Annotated in this window: 15 protein-coding genes; 11 read left to right on the forward strand and 4 right to left on the reverse strand. The window is 73.1% G+C overall.

What is annotated here, in order from left to right; genetic code table 11:
• Positions 1 to 32: 32 nt before the first annotated feature.
• The gene (locus LV79_RS27995) at positions 33 to 557 is read right to left on the reverse strand and encodes a methylated-DNA--[protein]-cysteine S-methyltransferase (RefSeq protein ID WP_253841868.1); all 525 of its coding nucleotides are present in this window, start codon (positions 555 to 557) and stop codon (positions 33 to 35) included.
• A gap of 16 nt (positions 558 to 573) precedes the next feature.
• Complete coding sequence (locus LV79_RS28000; RefSeq protein ID WP_253841279.1) at positions 574 to 2,043, reverse strand: DNA-3-methyladenine glycosylase 2; 1,470 nt, start codon at positions 2,041 to 2,043, stop codon at positions 574 to 576.
• A gap of 300 nt (positions 2,044 to 2,343) precedes the next feature.
• Here LV79_RS28000 and LV79_RS28005 point away from each other — a divergent pair, with 300 nt between their 5' ends.
• The 6 genes from LV79_RS28005 to LV79_RS28030 all read left to right on the forward strand — a co-directional run bounded on the left by LV79_RS28005 (position 2,344) and on the right by LV79_RS28030 (position 9,313).
• Entirely contained in the window at positions 2,344 to 3,651 is a 1,308-nt protein-coding gene (locus LV79_RS28005) for a B12-binding domain-containing radical SAM protein (RefSeq protein ID WP_253841280.1), read from the forward strand.
• Between the two features lie 12 nt (positions 3,652 to 3,663).
• Positions 3,664 to 5,895, forward strand: coding sequence for an ATP-grasp domain-containing protein (locus LV79_RS28010; protein ID WP_253841281.1), 2,232 nt, complete (start codon positions 3,664 to 3,666; stop codon positions 5,893 to 5,895).
• Positions 5,896 to 5,900: 5 nt separating this feature from the next.
• Positions 5,901 to 6,446 (forward strand): hypothetical protein, encoded by a 546-nt coding sequence (locus LV79_RS28015; RefSeq protein WP_253841282.1) that lies wholly within the window; start codon positions 5,901 to 5,903, stop codon positions 6,444 to 6,446.
• A gap of 69 nt (positions 6,447 to 6,515) precedes the next feature.
• The gene (locus tag LV79_RS28020) at positions 6,516 to 7,484 is read left to right on the forward strand and encodes a GlxA family transcriptional regulator (RefSeq protein WP_253841283.1); all 969 of its coding nucleotides are present in this window, start codon (positions 6,516 to 6,518) and stop codon (positions 7,482 to 7,484) included.
• A gap of 197 nt (positions 7,485 to 7,681) precedes the next feature.
• Positions 7,682 to 8,074, forward strand: coding sequence for a hypothetical protein (locus LV79_RS28025; protein WP_253841284.1), 393 nt, complete (start codon positions 7,682 to 7,684; stop codon positions 8,072 to 8,074).
• A 252-nt stretch (positions 8,075 to 8,326) separates the two neighbouring features.
• The gene (locus tag LV79_RS28030; protein WP_253841285.1) at positions 8,327 to 9,313 is read left to right on the forward strand and encodes an SGNH/GDSL hydrolase family protein; all 987 of its coding nucleotides are present in this window, start codon (positions 8,327 to 8,329) and stop codon (positions 9,311 to 9,313) included.
• Between the two features lie 54 nt (positions 9,314 to 9,367).
• Here the strand turns inward: LV79_RS28030 and LV79_RS28035 are convergent, their stop codons facing one another.
• Positions 9,368 to 10,396, reverse strand: coding sequence for a zinc-dependent alcohol dehydrogenase family protein (locus LV79_RS28035; RefSeq protein ID WP_253841286.1), 1,029 nt, complete (start codon positions 10,394 to 10,396; stop codon positions 9,368 to 9,370).
• Positions 10,397 to 10,526: 130 nt separating this feature from the next.
• On the opposite strand from LV79_RS28035, the gene LV79_RS28040 reads away from it, so the two are divergent.
• Positions 10,527 to 11,075, forward strand: a complete 549-nt coding sequence (locus LV79_RS28040; RefSeq protein ID WP_253841287.1) for a hypothetical protein — start codon at positions 10,527 to 10,529, stop codon at positions 11,073 to 11,075.
• On the opposite strand, the gene LV79_RS28045 is transcribed toward LV79_RS28040, so the two are convergent.
• On the reverse strand, positions 11,072 to 12,097 hold the full coding sequence (locus LV79_RS28045; protein ID WP_253841288.1) for an LLM class flavin-dependent oxidoreductase: 1,026 nt from the start codon (positions 12,095 to 12,097) through the stop codon (positions 11,072 to 11,074). The two genes, LV79_RS28040 and LV79_RS28045, sit on opposite strands and share 4 nt — an antisense overlap.
• Positions 12,098 to 12,143: 46 nt before the next feature.
• On the opposite strand from LV79_RS28045, the gene LV79_RS28050 reads away from it, so the two are divergent.
• The 4 genes from LV79_RS28050 to LV79_RS28065 are packed head-to-tail and all read left to right on the forward strand — an operon-like array spanning position 12,144 to position 15,311.
• Positions 12,144 to 12,605, forward strand: a complete 462-nt coding sequence (locus LV79_RS28050) for a MarR family winged helix-turn-helix transcriptional regulator (RefSeq protein WP_253841289.1) — start codon at positions 12,144 to 12,146, stop codon at positions 12,603 to 12,605.
• A gap of 41 nt (positions 12,606 to 12,646) precedes the next feature.
• Positions 12,647 to 13,270, forward strand: a complete 624-nt coding sequence (locus tag LV79_RS28055) for an HAD family hydrolase (RefSeq protein WP_253841290.1) — start codon at positions 12,647 to 12,649, stop codon at positions 13,268 to 13,270.
• Positions 13,271 to 13,296: 26 nt separating this feature from the next.
• Entirely contained in the window at positions 13,297 to 14,274 is a 978-nt protein-coding gene (locus LV79_RS28060; RefSeq protein WP_253841291.1) for a FecCD family ABC transporter permease, read from the forward strand.
• Positions 14,271 to 15,311: a FecCD family ABC transporter permease gene (locus LV79_RS28065; RefSeq protein WP_253841292.1), complete on the forward strand. Its 1,041-nt coding sequence runs from the start codon at positions 14,271 to 14,273 to the stop codon at positions 15,309 to 15,311. The genes LV79_RS28060 and LV79_RS28065 overlap by 4 nt, the downstream gene beginning before the upstream one ends.
• Positions 15,312 to 15,314: the final 3 nt, after the last annotated feature.

Consider the following 15,314-nt stretch of genomic DNA (forward strand, 5'->3'; position numbering starts at 1 on the left):
CGCGGGTGAGACCTTGGCCTGCCCGACTGGGGTCACATCAGGGTGGAGCCCTCCAGGGTGAGGAGGTGGCGCTTGGCGGGGAGGCCGCCGCCGTAGCCGACCAGGGAGCCGTCGGCGCCGATTACTCGGTGGCAGGGGATGACGATGGAGATGGGGTTGCGGCCGTTGGCCATGCCGACGGCTCGGGAGGCGGTGGGGGTGCGGCCGAGTTGGTGGGCCAGGTGGCCGTAGGTGGTCGTGTGGCCCCAGGGGATGGTGGTCAGGGCGGTCCACACCTCGCGTTGGAACGGGGTGCCGCGGGGGGCGAGGGGGAGGGTGAACTCGCGCAGTTCGCCTGCGAAGTAGGCGGCGAGTTGGGCCTTGGCCTCGGTGAACGGGGACGCCTCCGGCACCCAGTCGGGGCCGATGCCCGCGAAGTGGCGGTGTTCGACGCCCATGTACAGGCCGGTCAGCGCGGTGCCGTCGCCGGTGAGCAGGAGTTCGCCGACGGGGGTGTCGACGGTGGTGTAGCGGGTCGGGCCGTCCAGCGCCTCGGCGAGCGTGGTCGGGGCTAGCAGTGACACCAGGGGTCTCCTACGGCGAGTCGGTGGGCAGGTGGTTGATCGGGTGGCTGCCGGTCGCCCACAGGTACTGCACCGCGTACGAGCGCCAGGGGCGCCAGGCGGCGGAGTGGGCGATCAGCGCGGCCGGGGCGGTGGGCAGGCCGAGTTCCCGCGCCGCGATCCGGATGCCCAGGTCGCTGGCGACGAACGCGTCCGGGTCGCCGAGGGCGCGCATCGCGATGGTCTCGACCGTCCACGGCCCGATGCCCGGTAGTGCCGCGAGATCTTCCCGCGCCGCCCGCCAGTCGCCGCCGGGGGTCAGGTCGATGCGCGGCAGCGCGGCCACCAGACCCAGCAACGTGGCCCGCCGGGAGCGCGGGAACGCCAGGGTCTCCGGGTCGATCTCGGCCAGCGCGGTCACGTCCGGGAACAGGTGCGTCAGGCCGCCGCCCGGGTCGGAGATCGGCTCGCCGTGCGCGATGACCAGCCGGGCGGCGTGGGTGCGGGCGGCCTGGGTCGAGACCTGCTGGCCGAGCACCGCGCGCACCGCCATCTCGTCGCCGTCGACCGTGCGCGGCACCCGCCTGCCCGGTGTCGCGCGCACCAGCGGCGCCAGCAGCGGGTCGGCCGCCAGCAGCTCGTCGACGGCCACCGGGTCGGCGTCGAGGTCGAGCAGGCGCCTGCACCGGCTGATCGCCACCGGCACGTCGCGCAGGTCGGTCAACGCCAGGTCGCAGCGCACGTGGTCGGGCTGCGGCCGCAGGCTCACCACCCCGGGGCCGTTGGGCAGCCGCACGGTCCGCCGGTAGGCGCCGTCGCGCCACTCCTCCACCCCGGGGACCGCCGTCGCGGCGAGGTGGCCGAAGACGTTGCTCGGGCTGAACGGTGCCCGGAACGGCAGTTTCACCGTCAGCCCGCCGGAGACCGGCCGCGCCCGGCCGTTGGCGCGCCTGCGCAGGTCGGTCGGCGAGAGCGCGAACACCTCGCGGACCGTGTCGTTGAACGTGCGGATGCTGCCGAACCCCGAGGCCATCGCCACCTCGGTCATCGGCAGCAGGCTGGTCTCGATCAACACCCTGGCCGTCTGCGCCCGCCGCGCCCTGGCCAGCGCCAGCGGCCCGGCGCCGAGCTCGGCGCGCAGCTGCCGCTCCACCTGCCGCACGCTGTAGCCGAGCCGGGCGGCCAGCGCGGGCACCCCGCCGGTGTCGACCACCCCGTCGGCGATCAGGCGCATCGCCCGGCCGACCAGGTCGGCGCGCTCGTTCCACTGCGGCGAGCCGGGGGAGGCGTCGGGCAGGCACCGCTTGCACGCCCGGAACCCGGCCTGCTGGGCGGCGGCCGCGCTCGGGTAGAAGCGCATGTTGCGGGCCTTGGGCGGCAGCACCGGGCAGCTGGGTCGGCAGTAGATCCCGGTGGTGAGCACGGCGGTGAAGAACCAGCCGTCGAACCGCGCGTCCCGCGACTGCACGGCGCGGACGCACCGCTCGGTGTCGGAGTGCATGGCGCCAAGCATCGCGGGTCCGCGCCACCGACTCCAGCGGGAAAACGACATCACGCTCGGCCCGGTTGCGCCGCCCGGGTGGTGTGACCGGCGGAAAAACCCATTCGGCCCAGCGCGACGCCATTTCCGACTACCGAACGTGCGGGATTTCGGCCCGTTCTTGGAATTCCCCAACTGCTTTGTCAGTGGTGCACTGGGAAACGGTCAGTACGCGTTGTCGCTGGATCGTGTCGTGGTCGCGGGAATGGGTAACGGGGTCTGGATCGACCACGATGCCCGGCTCGAACGGAAGGAGACGCGGTGACCAGACGACAGGTGCTGCTGGTGCACCCGGGGATCTACGACGACCGCAATCCCCTCGCGTTCCCGCCGTGGGGCGCGCTCACCATCGGCCATGCCCTGCGCGCGGCTGGCCACGGCGTCACGGTGCTCGACCTCAACGGCGCCGACCCCGCCGCAGGCCTGGACGCCGCGCTCGCCGACCTCACCCCGGAGGTCGTCGGGGTGACCGCAAAGCAGGGCGTCGGCGCCCGCCGGTTCCGGGCCGTCGTCGACCACCTGGCGGTCGTCGCCCCGGGGGTGCCTGTGGTCGCCGGTGGCCCGCTGGTCAGCACCTTCCCCGATCCGGACGCGCTGATCTGGCGGGGCGTGCACACCCTGGTGCTCGGCGACGGCGAGCAGGCGATGGTGGCCTGGCTGACCGACCGGCCGCGCCGCGGCGGGCTGGTGCACGGGGTCGAACCCCCGGACCTGGACGCGGTCGGCGTGCCGTCGTGGTGGCCGGCGCTGGCCGACTACGTGCACCCGGCGCGCAGTTGGCCGAACATGGCGGTGCCCGGTATCCACGTCGCTTCCGCGCGCGGCTGCACCCGCCGCTGCACTTTCTGCTACCTCAACGCCCAGTACCCGCACGCGCGGTTCCGCTACGTCACCGCCGGGAAACTGCACGAGGACCTGCGAGAACTGAACTCGGTCACCGGTGCGCGCGGATTCTACTTCGTCGACGACTGTTTCATCGACGCCAGACAACGGCGGGTTCGCGACTTCTGCGCGCGCGCCATCGCCGACGGCAGCCCATTCCGCTACGGCTGCGACGTCCAGTTGTCCGATCTCGACCGGTACCCGGACCTGCTCGCGCTCATGCACCGCGCAGGGTTCCGCGCGCTCTACGTCGGGGTGGAGTCGGCCTCGGCGGAGACCCGCAGGCGGCTGGCCAAGGGCACGCTGCGCGGCCGGGTCGCCGACGTGCTCAACCGGGCGATCGACATGGGCTACGTCCTGCGCGCCTCCATCGGCATCGGCTGGCCGGGCGAGGGCACGGCCGACGCGCGGGCGACGCTCGACCTGATCGACTCGGTGCCCGCGCTCGCCTTCGACGCCTACCGCTACTACCCGCTGCCGCACACCCCGCTCGGCGAGCGCTCGCACTGGGCGTCGGCGCGGGCCCGGCTCACCCCCGCGGAGCTGTCGGCCACGGCGTTCCAGGACTACTCCGACCACAACGACAACCACTCCGCGATCCCCACCCGCGACTACGACGCGCTGTGGACCCAGTTGCGCCACCGCGAGGACCAGCGACTCGCCGCCTACTTCGCCACCGAGCACTGAAGGGGGACGCCGGTGTCCACCACCCCCACCGTCGTGCTGTCCGGCGTGCACTCCGGCCCGAACCCGTCACCGGGGCTCGGGCTGGCCAGGTCGCTGCGGTTGGCCTGGCCCCGGTTGCGGCTGGAGGCGCTGGACTACTCGCCGCGCTCGACCGGGCTCAGCGCCTCGGAGTTCGACCGGGTGCACGTGCGGCCCGGGTGGCACGCCGCCGACCTGGACGCGCTGTGCGCTGGCCTGGTGTCGATCGTCGAGTCGGCGAGCGCGGTGTTCCTGCCGGGGCTGGACCTGGAGGCCGCGCTGCTGGCCGACCGCAGCCCAGGCCACGCCGCGTTGCTGCTGCCGCCGAGCGCCGCGTTCGACGCCGTGGCGAAGCCGGGGGAGACGGCGGCAGCGCTGCTGGGGCTCGCGATCCCGGAGTACCGCTTCGCCGAGGGAGTCGAGGACGGCGCCGACTTCGCCGTCCGGCACGGCTGGCGGGTCTGGGTGAAGGGGCCGCGCTACCAGGCCATCGCCACCGGCTCGCGCGCCGAACTGGCCGCCGCGATCGCCCGGCTGCGCGAGACCTGGGGCGGGGAGAGCCTGCTGCAGCGGCACGTCGACGGCACGGAGGAGTCGGTGGTGTTCGCCGCGCTCGACGGCGAGCTGCTCGGCGCGTGCGCGATGCGCAAGACGATGGTGACCGCCGAGGGCAAGACCTGGGCCGGGTCGGTCGACCTGCTCGACCCGCCCACCAGGGCGCGGCTGGTGGACCTGGTCCGGGTCACCCGGTGGACCGGCGGTGGGGAGGTCGAGATCGTCCGCGAGGCCGAGACCGGCGTGCCGTACCTGCTGGAGGTCAACCCGCGCTTCCCGGCGTGGATCCACGGCGCCACCCTGGCCGGGGTCAACCTGCCCGCCCGGCTCGTCGCGGCCGCCACCGGGATCCCCCGCCAGGAGCGGGAACGGGCCCAGTCCAGCGCGTTCGTGCGGGTGGTCGAGGAGATCCCCGCCGGGCCGCACGCCACCGGTGCCGTCCCGCTCGCCCACCGCGCCCTGCCCGCGCCGCCGGGCAAGCACCCGTCAGGCATGCCGGTGCTCTCGCGCAGGCTCGCCCCGCCGCGCCCGCGGCAGCGCACGGCGGACCTGGACCACCAGCGGGCCGCCGACATCGCCGACGCGCTGGTGGTCGACCCCTACGAGTCGCCCGCGCGGGTCTACTTCGGCGGCGTGCTCGACCGGGGGCTCGACCGGCTCGCCGGGGTGTGCCGCGACGTCGAGGACGCCACCGGGGTGCCGACCCGGTTCGCCTACTCGGTCAAGACCAACCCGGACCCCCGGGTGCTCGGCGCGGTGCTGCGCCGGGGCGCGCTGGTCGAGGTGATCTCCCAGGCCGAGGCCCGCCGGTGCGCCGAGGCGGGCTTCCCCGGTGACCGGGTCGTGCTGGGCGGTCCGGCCAAGTGGTGGCGCTTCGACGGCGGCCCGGCCAAGTTCGGCGCGGTGTTCTGCGACTCGGTCAGCGACCTGGAGCGGACCCTGGCGCTGATCGCGGGCGGTGGCGTCTACGCGGACGTGCTGGGCCTGCGGCTCGCCCCGCCCGGGGTGCCGTCGCGCTTCGGCATCGACGTGACCTGCCCGCGCGCCTACCGCCGGGTCGCCGACGCGCTGCGCGGTGCCCCGGTCGCCCGGCTGGGCCTGCAGTTCCACCACGCGGCCAGCCAGATCGGGCTGCGCGCCTGGCTGCGCGAGTTCGCCGCGGCGGTCACCGTGGCCGCCGACCTGCTCACCCGCGTCGACGTGCGCGCCAGGTGCGTCGACCTCGGCGGCGGCTGGCCACCCGGGCTCGGCCGCGCGGAGCTGGGCGGCCAGCTGGTGCGGGCCACCCGGACCGCGGTGCGCGAACTCGGCCCGATCGACCAGGTGCTGTTCGAGCCGGGCAAGTACCTGGTCGAACCGGCGATGGCGGTGTTCACCACCGTGCTCGACGTGCGCGACGGACCGCACGGGCGGGCCGCGGTGGTGGACGCGTCGATCGCCGAGCTGCCGGACTGGGGCTCGCACCCGCACCCGGTGCTGTGGCGGGCACCCGGGGCGCCGTGGCGCAGGCTGCGGCCCGGTGACGAGTCCGTGCTGGGTCGGCTGTGCATGGAGCACGACCGGCCGCGCGCGGGCCTCGCGCTGCCCGACGGCATCGCCGAGGGCGACCACCTGCTGTTCCTCGACGCGGGCGCCTACGACGCCAGCATGAGCTTCCGGTTCGGAGTGTGATCACCGTGCCCGTCACGTCCACCCCCGGTGTCCCGGTCTCGGTGCCCGACCACCCGCCCTCGGCGCTGACCGAGCACGCGGACTGCCTGGCCTGCGCGGACACCCGGTCCTGGCTGCTCGCCCACGACCGCGCCGAGGCCACCCCCGCGCGCGAGTGGGACACCACGACCTTCGGCCTGGGCTGGCTGTTCCGCTACTTCCGGTGGGGCCCGACCCGGTGGCCGTTCGCGTGGTGCGACGTGCCCACCGCCGAGCACCTGGACTGCGGTGTGCTGGCCTGCGTCGCGGGCATGGTGCTCGCCGCGCGCGGCCTGCGGGTGGAACGGGTCCAACTGGTGGAACGGGCGGCGGTGGAGGAGACCGTGCTGTGGCGCGGCCGCTGGCTGGCCGCCGGGTGCCGCCCCGACTGGATCCTGTCCGACCGCGAGGTCTACCACGAGGTTCTGCTGGTGCACGCCGACACCGGACCGGTGCTGTTCGACCCCACCGAGCTGCGCCAGGTCGGCCAGGGCCGCGACCGTCCACTGTGGATGCGGCAGTGGGCGCGGTGATCGTCGTGGCGTGAAAGGTGGGGTGCCCGTCGTTGACGCCCTCCGTGCGCGGCGAACACCATGGGAGGTGTGCACAACGTCCTGCTGATGCTCTACGACGGCGTCAAGGGCCTCGACGTGGTCGGGCCCGCGGAGGTCTTCTCCTCCGCCAACGACGTCCTCGCCGAGCACGGCAGGGCCCCCGCGTACACCATCACCACCGGCAGCCTCGGCGCGGCGGCAGTGCGCACCTCCGCGCGGTTGCGGCTGGCCCCGGACATCGACCTCGACGGCGCGCCCGCACCGGACACGCTCGTCGCGCCGGGCGGGTGCGTGCCCGCGACGCTGGACCTGTCGCTGGTGTCGTGGTTGCGCGCCAACGGACCGCGGGCCGGGCGGCTGGTGTCGGTGTGCACCGGCGCGTTCGTGCTGGCGGCGGCCGGGTTCCTGGCCGGGCGCCGCGCCACGACGCACTGGCAGTACTGCGCCGACCTCGCCGAACTGCACCCCGATGTCACCGTCGACGCCGAGCCGATCTTCGTCCGCGACGGCAACATCGCCACCTCGGCCGGGGTGACCGCCGGGATCGACCTGGCGCTGGCCCTGGTGGAGGACGACCTCGGCCGGGACGTGGCGCTCGCGGTCGCCAGGCACCTGGTGGTGTTCCTGCGCCGACCGGGCAACCAGGCCCAGTTCAGCGCGCAGATGTCGGCGCAGCTGGCGCACCGCGCGCCGTTGCGCGACTTGCAGCGCTGGATCGCCGAGCACCCCGAGGCCGACCTCTCGGTCACCGCGCTCGCCGCCAGGGCGGGTCTCTCGCCCCGGCACTTCACCCGCTCGTTCACCCAGGAGGTCGGGGTCGCGCCGGGCCGCTACGTCGACCAGGTGCGGCTGGAAGCCGCCCGGCTGCGGTTGCAGGACACCGACGACAGCGTCACCAGGGTCGCGCGCGCCTGCGGGTACGGCACGCCTGAGGCGATGCGGCGGGCGTTCCTGCGCGCGTTGTCGGTGGGGCCCGCGGAGTACCGGCGGCGCTTCTCGTCCACTGTGGAGAGCTGATCCGCGCTGGGGGTGTGCCCCGGCCCTCGGGTCCCCCGGGGTCGGGGCGGGATCCCAGTGCTGGCAAGGCGATCGGTACTTGGGCCATTCGGGGGTACCTGTGCGCCGTGGTGTTCTTCTAGCGTGACCGGCGTTCGCTGGCACGACCGCCCCGCGGGGGTGGGCGGGCCAGGCCGTCGGGGAACGAGGGCGAACTGGTGAACTCTGTCCAGGACAGCGGCGGTGGGTCCGCGCCGGGAGACGAACGCGGGACCGCGCCGGTCGGTCGGCGCGGGGTCCCGGTCGGCGCCCCGCGCGCCCGCGCGGCCGAGGGTGCCGCACCGGCCACTGTGGACATGATCGAGCACCCGCCCCGCCCGCTCGGGCCAACCCCAGAACTGCTCGCCGAGGTCGGCGCGCTCGGGACAGACCGGTGGCTGGTCACCCAGCTCAACCCCGCCGGGATCCCCGACGCCGACCGCGGGTGGCAGGCGCCCCCGACCGCGCCGATGTCGGCGCGGCGGGTGCGTGGTCGCCGTGGAGGAGTACGGCTGGACGCGATGGTGGCCTATGCCCAGGCCACCCTCGCGCGCCAGTCGCCGCCCGGCTGAGCTCGTCCCGACCGGCCACCGGGGTCCCTTGTGGACCAGGCAGGCGCCGCCCGCGCGCACACATCACCCGATCGGGGTCGGCCCGGGCGGGTTTGGCGAAAGTCTGCCCAGGCCACGGGTTTCGACCACTGGTCGCGTTCGGTCGGTACCGCACCGGGTGGGTGAGGTTGCTGGCTTCCGCCCTCTGTGGACGGTACGACTCTGGGTGCCACGCCGATCGGCGCGGCGTCGCGTCCCCGAGGAGTGGAACCGATGAGGCGTGCCCACGTCACCAGACTCGCCGCCGCCGTCGTGGCGGTGTTCTGCGCCGCGACCGTCCCCGCCCAGGCGGCACCACAGGCCCCGTTCCAGTGGGTCGCCCTGGGTGACTCCTACGCCGCCGGGGTCATCCCGGCAGCGGGTGTCGAGCTGCCCGTGCCCGGCGGCCGCGACGGGTGTTCCCGCACGGCGGGCTCGTACCCGGAGGTGCTGCGCGTTCGCCTCGCGGCCGTCTACGACCTGACCAACGTCTCCTGCGGCGGCGCGACGATCGCGAACCTGTTCAACGAGTCGCAGGAACCCACCGGGTACCACCTGCCGTTCTTCGACGTGCTCGACCCGGGCTACCCGTTCCGGCCGGTGCCGCCGCAGATCGACGCCGTGTCCGAGAGCACGAACCTGGTCACCATCGGCGTCGGCGGCAACACGTTCGGGTTCGCGGAGGTGATCTACGCCTGCCTGCAGCTGGGTGCCTCCGCCGACAAGGACACCGACCACCCCTGTGCCGACGCCTTCACCACCGGCGGCGACGGCGTGCCCACCGTCAACGACCGGCTGGCCGCGGTCAGCCAGCAGTACGGCGAGCTGATCGAGATGATCAAGGCGCAGGCGCCCAACGTCACCGTGGTCGCCGTCGGCTACCCGGCGATCATCCCCGAGGACGTCTCGACCTGCGCGTACGGCTACGGCCCTGAGGCGCTGCGCGACTTCGCCACCGCCACCTACCCCGACCTGAGCTGGCTGCGCTCCGACGTGCTGATCCGCCTCAACGACGTCATCGCCCAGCAGGCCGCGACGCACAACGCCGTCTACGTCGACACCTTCGCCGGTACCGAGGGCCACGACGTGTGCCGTCCCGAGGGCACGAACTGGATCGAGGGCATCCTCGACAACTCCGGCGGCTGGGCCCTCATCCACCCCAACGCCGCGGGGCACCTGCGCATCGCCGACCTCGTCGAGGCCGCGCTCCCGCTGAACTGACCCGGGCCGGGCACGTCTGCCGGGGCGACCCGGATGGCAGGCGTGCCCGCGCGGTCACGGCTCGATCATGGTGACGCCGTTGCCCGGGGTGTTGCCCATCGCGGTGAGCGCCGTGGGGGCCTCGTCCAGGCCGATGGTGCGGGTGATGAGCAGGTCGGGCCGCAGGGTGCCGGTGGCGACCATGGACATCATCTCGGGGTAGGCGTGGGCGGGCATGCCGTGGCTGCCCAGCAGCTCCAGCTCGTGGGCGATGACGCGGGACATGGGCACCGGCGGGTCCTTGGGGAGCAGGCCGACCTGGACGTGGCGGCCGCGTCTGCGCAGGCTCGTGATGGACGCGGCGCAGGTGGCGGGGCTGCCGAGGGCGTCGAGCGAGAGGTGGGCGCCGCCGCCGGTCAGGTCGGTGATGGCCGCGGGGATGTCGACCGTGGTCACCGGGTTCAGCGATGCCACCGCACCCAGCGCGGCCGCCATCTCCAGGGCGGCGAACGAGATGTCGACGGCGATCACCCTGGCACCGGCGGCCGCCGCGACGGCCACCGCGGACAACCCGACACCCCCGCAGCCGTGGACCGCGACCCACTCGCCCGGCTTCACCCGGCCCTGCGCGATCACCGCCCGGAACGCCGTCGCCACCCGGCACCCCAACCCGGCGGCGGTGGCGAACGGCATGTCACCGGCCAGCCCGATCAGGTTGACCTCCGCGTCCTCCACGGCGACGTACTCCGCGAACGACCCCCAGTGGGTGAACCCGGGCTGGGTCTGCCGCTCGCACACCTGCTGGTCGCCCGCCGCGCACGACGGGCACCGGCCGCACGCGCACACGAACGGCACCGTCACCCGGTCGCCCTCCCGCCACCGCGTGACGCCCGCGCCCACCGCCGCGACCGTGCCCGCCAGCTCGTGCCCCGGCACGTGCGGCAGTCGGATGTCGGGGTCGTGCCCGATCCACCCGTGCCAGTCGCTGCGGCACAACCCGGTGGCGGCGACCCGGATGACCACCCCGCGCGCGGACGGCGCCGGGTCCGGCACCACCTCGACCCGGGGGTCCTCACCGAACTCCTCGAACACCACGGCACGCACCGGCGGTCTCCCTCCACACGCGGACCCACCCAGCATTCGGCCAGGCACCGCGCACGGTCAAGGCAGGCACCCGGTCGGCAGCAGGCCCCCGCGCCCACCGCGCCCCGCCACCGCCGGGGAGGATGGGTGAGTGACCCCGCGCCGGATCGACGTCAGCCAGCTCCCCGCCGAGGCCGTCGCGCTCATCGACGCCCTCGGGCCGGACGAGCACCTGGTCATCACCCGCGACGACGTCCCGATCGCGGCGGTCGCGGCGTTGTCCGCGCCGGAGGAGGCGTCCGAGGACGACGGCGAGGTGACCGTCGTCGCCACGGCGATGAAGCTGTCGTCGGAGGCGCGCGCCGCGTTGTCCGCCGGGCTGGGGCCCGGGTACATCGTGCTCGACCTGCACTCGGCGCCCGACACCGCCGATGTGCTGCTGGTCCCGCCCGCGAGCCCGCAGCTGGTCGAGAGCCTCCGCGAGATGTACCCGAAGGCGCGCGTGGTGGTCACCGAGATCGAGGACCGGGAGCTGGGCATCAGCTACCGGGGCCCGGTCCGCCGCCTGCTCGACGCGGGGGCCGAGACCTACCTGACCCCGACCACCATCCCGCGTCTCGCCCGGCAGCTCGACCACACGATCACGCACCGGCCCCAGATCACCGGTACCCGCTTGCGGATCGACAGCGGCGAGGGCTAGCCCAGTTCGGCGCGGACCTGGGGGAGGACCTCGGTGCCCAGGAGTTCGATCGCGGACATGACGTGGTTGTGCGGCACACCCGCCCAGTCCATCTGCATCGCGTAGCGGTCAGCGCCCACGAGACGGCCCACGGTGATGAGGCGCTCCGCGATCTCGTCAGGGCTACCGGCGAAGATGGCCTGCGAGTTGTGGGTGTAGCTGTCGTAGTCGGCTCGCGACGGGATAGACCAGCCACGGGCGCGCGCGCCGTACTTCATGGTCTCCAGCCAATACGGGTAGAAGATGTCCTTAGCTTCCTGGGACTTCTTCGCGATGAACCCGATGGCGCCCATCGTCACGTGCAGGCCGGTCTGACCGTTGCTCTCACCCGCGCGGCGATAGAGCTCGACCAAAGGCGCGAACCGCTCGGGTGCACCGCCGATCACGGCGTACACGACAGGTAGACCCAACAGGCCCGCGCGTGCGGACGATTGGGGGTTGCCGCCGGTGCCGATCGAGATTCGCAGGTGCTCGCCATAGGGCCGGGGGAGCACGTGCGCGTTCTCCAGCGGCGGGCGGAACCGGCCGGACCACGTGATGGGGTCCTCGCGGTCGAGGTGCAGCAGCAGCGCCAGCTTCTCGTCGAACAGGTCCTCGTAGTCGCCGAGGTCCGCGCCGAAGAGCGGGAACGACTCGGTGAACGACCCGCGACCGGCGAGCAGCTCCGCGCGACCCCGGCTGAGCTGGTCGAGCGTGGTGAACTGCTGGTAGACCCGGACCGGGTCCTCGGTGCTCAGCACGGTGACCGCGCTGCTGAGCGTGATCCGCTCGGTGATCGACGCGGCGGCCGCGAGGACGGTGCCCGGGCTGGAGATGGCGTAGGTGTCGAGGTGGTGTTCGCCGAGGCCGTAGAAGGAGAGGCCGAGCTCGTCGGCGAGCTTGATGCGCTCCAGCGTGTTCGCCAGCGCCTCGGCCACCGAGACCTGCTCACCGGTGACCGGGTCGGGGTGGCGGTCGGCGAAGCTGTAGATGCCGAGTTCCATACGACTTATGATGACACATCAACAAACTGCCCGAGGGAGGCCCACCGTGCCGCGTTGGCTCGACGACCGCGAGTCCCGGGTCTGGCGTGCGTACCTGGCCCTGCACACCGAGTTGCACGCGGTCCTGGAGCGTGAGCTCGCCGCCGACTCCGGCCTGTCCCTCGCCGACTACGCCCTGCTCGTCCCGCTCTCGGAATCCCCTGGCGGCGTCGTCCGGGCCCGCGACCTCGCCGTGTCGGTCGGCTGGGAGCGCAGCAGGCTCTCCCACCACCTCACCCGCATGCAGGGCCGCGGCCTTGTCGTCCGTGAGACCTGCCCGGAGGACGCCCGCGGTTCCATGGTCCGCATTACCCCTGAGGGCATGGCGACCATCACCGCCGCCGCCCCGTCGCACGTCGCCACCGTTCGCCGCACCTTCATCGACCCTCTTACCGAGGCCGATCTCACCGCGCTGGACGACATCTACAGCCGATTGCGCGCGGCCTTGGTGGAGGAATCCGAGCTGTAGCGTCTCGGGGGGCGGGAGAGGGCGAGAAAGAGGGGGCCTGGATGGACGCGCGGGATTTGGTGTGGGGTGCGAGGGCGGTCGTGTTCGACCTCGATGACACGTTGCTGCTCACGCGGGTGGTGAAGTGGGCGCACCACCAGGCGGTGGCGGCGCGGTTCTACGGGTTCGAGCTGACCGAGGCCGAGCTCGGCGAGCACTGGGGCAAGCCGTACGACGAGCTGATCACCCTGCTCTACCGCGGGTCGGCGTCCCTTGAGGACATGAAAAAGGCCAACCTGAGCCTTGAGCACCTCTACCGCAAGACCGCCGCCAAGGGGGCGCGCGAGCTGGTCACCGCGCTGCTCGACCACGGCACGCAGGTCGGCGTCGTCACCTCCGCCAATACCGATCCGACCCTCGCCGACCTGGACCACTCCGGTTTCCCGGTGGATCGACTGGCGTTCGTGCACGGTGCCGACCGCACCGACAGCCACAAACCGGACCCGGCCGTGTTCGACGAGGCCAAGCGGATCCTCCAGGCCCGCGGCGTCACCGAGTCCGGCACCGTCTACATCGGCGACGCCCCCATGGACGCCGTCGCCGCGCGGGGAGCCGGGTTCGGGTTCGTCGGCGTGGGATCGGCGCTGGGGGAGTTTTGGGCACCCGACCTCGCGGAGTTAAGGTAAGGCTTACTTAACACTGGGAGGCGTGGGTGCGGTTGGGGCTGCTGGGCGCGGGGCTCGTCCTCGTCTGCCTGTTCAGTGTGGCCGTCGGGTCGCGGACGATGTCGATCTCGACCGTCTGGGACGTGTTGACCGGGGTGATCCCGTCGGGCGACGAGGCGACCATCATCTGGGACCGCCGGGTGCCCAGGACGCTCATCGGGCTGGTGGTCGGCATCGCGCTCGGTGTCGCTGGGGCGCTGATGCAGTCGTTGACCCGCAACCCGCTGGCCGACCCGGCGCTGCTCGGCGTCGACATCGGCGCGTCGACCGCCGTGGTGGCCTCCATCGCGTTCTTCGGGATCACCACCGTCAGCGGCTACATCTGGTTCGCGTTCCTCGGTGCCGCCATCGCGTCCGTGCTGGTCTACGTGCTCGGCTCGACCGGCCGCACGGTCACCCCGGAGCGGATGGTGCTGGCGGGCGCGGCGATCAGCGCGACGCTCGGCGCCTTCGTCGCGGCGACCATCGTGCTCGACCCGGCCGCCTTCCAGCAGTTCCGGTTCTGGCAGATCGGCTCGTTCGAGGGCAGGGACATGGCGGTGGTCCTGGAGATCACCCCGTTCATCGCCACCGGGTTGGTCGTGGCGGCCGGGCTCGCCTCGCCGTTGAACGCCATCGCGCTCGGCGACGAGACCGGTCGGGCGCTGGGGGTGAACCTCACCCACGTCCGGATCGCCAGCGCGGTCGCCATCACGCTGCTCTGCGGTGCCGCGACCGCCGCCGTGGGCCCGATCGCGTTCATCGGCCTGACCGTCCCGCACATGGCCCGCGCCATGGTCGGCCCGGACCTGCGCTGGGTGCTGCCGATCAGCGCGCTGCTCGCCCCGGTGCTGCTGCTCGGCGCGGACGTGGTCGGCCGGTTGATCATCGCGCCCCGGGAGATGGAGGTCGGGATCATCACCGCCTTCATCGGCGCCCCGGTGTTCATCGCGCTGTGCAGGCGCAGGAAGCTGGCGCACCTGTGAGCGTCGTGACCGGTGTCCCCGTCCGCCTCGGGGCGGTGTCCTTCCGCGCGCACCCGCGCGCGATCCTCGTCGTCGTCGGACTCCTGCTGCTCGCCGCCGGACTGGCGCTGCTCGGGCTGCTGACCGGTGACTTCCCGTTGAACCTCACGCAACTGTGGAACACCTTGCAGGGCGCGGGGACCGGCGGCCAGAAGTACATCGTGTTCGACCTGCGGCTGCCCAGGGTCACCATCGCGGTGCTGGTCGGTGCCGCGCTCGGGATCAGCGGCGCGATCTTCCAGAGCCTGTCGCGCAACCCGCTGGGCAGCCCGGACATCATCGGCTTCTCCACCGGGTCGGCCACCGGCGCGATCCTCGTGCTGGTCGTCTTCGGCGGCGGCATGACCGAGATCGCGCTCGGCTCCATCGCGGGCGGGATTGTGGCCGCGATCGTCGTGTACGGCCTCGCCTACCGCACCGGCGTTCAGGGCTACCGGCTGATCCTCATCGGTATCGGTGTCACGGCGGTTCTTGGCTCTCTTAACACTTACGTCCTCACTAGGGCCGGGTTGCGCCAGGCGCAGGCGGCACAGGTGTGGCTCGTGGGCAGTCTTAACGGCCGTGGGTGGTCGGAAGTGCTGCCGATAGCCATATCTCTCGCGGTACTCCTACCGGCGGCCGTCATTCTGGGACGCAGGCTCGCGGTCCTGGAGATGGGCGACGAGACGGCGACGATGCTCGGCATCCGCACAGAGCCAACGCGGCTCTCGCTCGTGGTGATCAGTGTCGCTCTTACCGCCGTCGCGACCGCGTGCGCCGGTCCTATCGCGTTCGTCGCCCTCGCCGCCCCGCAGTTGGCGCGGCGGCTTGCGGGCTCGTCCGGGGTCGCGCTGCTGCCTGCCGCCGCCATGGGTGCCGCGTTGCTGCTCGGCGGGGATGTGTTGTCCCAGCGGGCTTTCGGCCAGAACGCGTTGCCGGTGGGCGTCACGACGGCGGCCATCGGCGGCCTCTACCTCGCCTGGCTGCTGGCGACCGAATGGCGGTCCGGCCGCCGGTGAGCG

Origin of the sequence: Actinokineospora globicatena (genome assembly GCF_024171945.1) — a bacterium.
GTDB classification, from domain to species: Bacteria; Actinomycetota; Actinomycetes; order Mycobacteriales; family Pseudonocardiaceae; genus Actinokineospora; species Actinokineospora globicatena.